The organism is Occultella aeris, assembly GCF_902703175.1.
GTDB lineage: Bacteria > Actinomycetota > Actinomycetes > Actinomycetales > Beutenbergiaceae > Occultella > Occultella aeris.
Map to the genome: position 1 here is coordinate 1 of NZ_CACRYJ010000002.1, position 1,675 is coordinate 1,675.

Annotated in this window: 1 protein-coding gene; it reads left to right on the top strand. The window is 67.6% G+C overall.

Annotated features, from left to right (window positions below; all coding sequences use genetic code 11):
• The first annotated feature begins 127 nt into the window (after positions 1 to 127).
• Positions 128 to 1,528, top strand: coding sequence for an IS1380 family transposase (locus HALOF300_RS00010; protein WP_156738613.1), 1,401 nt, complete (start codon positions 128 to 130; stop codon positions 1,526 to 1,528).
• The last annotated feature ends 147 nt before the right edge of the window (positions 1,529 to 1,675 follow it).

A 1,675-nucleotide genomic window follows, 5' to 3' on the forward strand; every position in this document is an offset into this window, starting at 1 on the left:
CTAAGCCTCGATCCACCGATGGGCTAGGTGTTGTCGGTGGCGTGGGGGCGTGAGAATGCCCTTCTGACCTGGGAAGATACGACTTGTCGAAGGTCCGTATCGTCAGTTCAAGAAGGGCATCTCGTAGATGCAACTCTCTCATACCCCGGTGGCCTCAGCGAGGTTCGACGAGCCGAACCTGGTGGCCTCGGCCGGCTTGGTCCCGCTGATCGCGTTGGCTGCCAAGGCGGGCCTGCGCGAGCTCGGCGATGAACACTTGAGCGTGCCCACCGACAAGGGCTCAAACGCCGGATTGAAGCTGGCCTCGCTGGTCGCGGGCATGGCCGCCGGCGCGGACAGCATCGATGACATGGCGGTGCTGCGCCACGGCGGGATGGGCAAGGTCTTCGACCGCCCGTATGCGCCCTCGACGCTGGGCTCGTTCCTGCGTAAGTTCACCTTCGGCCACGTCCGCCAGGCCGACGCGGTGGCCTCCCGGTTCCTGATCAACCTCGCCCGGGAGGGCGCACTGCTCGGCCAGGCGCAGAACACTGGTGCGGTGATGGTCGACATTGACGACACCATCGTGGAGGTCCACGGCTATGCCAAGCAGGGCGCGTCCTTCGGCTACTCCGGCGTCCGTGGTCTCAATGCGCTGCTGGCCACGGTCTCAGGGCAGGACTTCGCACCGGCGATCGCCGCCCAACGCCTGCGCAAGGGCAGCGCGGGCTCCCCGCGTGGCGCGGCCCGCCTGGCCAGCGACACCCTGGCCCTGATCCGCCGGACCCACCTGGCCGGCCGGGACGTGCTGGTGCGGGCCGACTCGGCGTTCTACTCCCACTCCATGGTCGCTGCGCTCACCAGCGCCGGGGCCCAGGTCTCCATCACCGTCCGGATGGACAAGGCCGTCAAACGTGCCATCGCGAGCATCGACGACCAGGCCTGGAACCCGATCAAATACACCGACGCGATCTACGACCAGGACACCGCGACGTGGATCTCCCGCGCGGAAGTCGCCGAGATCCCCTACACCGCCTTCACCGGCAGGAAGAAGGCTGAGCAGATCCCGGGCCGCCTGATCGTGCGTCGCATTCCCGAGCTGAACCCCAAGAGCAGCGACGGCCAGGCCACGTTGTTCCAGACCTGGCGCTTCCACGCCTTCTTCACCACCACCCCCACCGACCAGCGCGACACCGTGGCCGCCGACCAGGCCCACCGAGCTCACGCGATCATCGAGAACGTCCACGCCGACCTGAAGGCCTCCGCGCTGGCGCACCTGCCCTCCGGGGTCTTCACCGCCAACGCCGCCTGGCTCATCTGCGCCGTGATGGCGTTCAACCTCACCCGCGCCGCCGCCACCCTCACCCGAGCACCCACGCTCGTCAGGGCCACGACCTCCACGATCCGACGCAAACTCATCAATATCCCGGCCCGGATCGCGACCTCCGCCCGTCGGCTACACCTGCACTTGCCGCTCAACTGGCCCTGGGAACGAGCCTGGACCACGCTCTACGACGCCGTGCTGCCCACCCGGGCCCGAGCGACCTAAAGCTCAGGCCTGCTACCCCTACTACCGCACAACCACAGTGGAAACGCCGGGCAGACCGGCCGTTACGACACGCCCACAAACGCCACCATCACCTCGGAGCCGATCCAGGCCCCGACACCCAGCCCATCGGTGGATCGAGGCTAAGGC

What these genes read in the sequence shown, in the direction of transcription:
- HALOF300_RS00010 (WP_156738613.1), top strand. Translation starts at nt 128, where the DNA reads ATGCAACTCTCTCATACCCCGGTGGCCTCAGCGAGGTTCGACGAGCCG.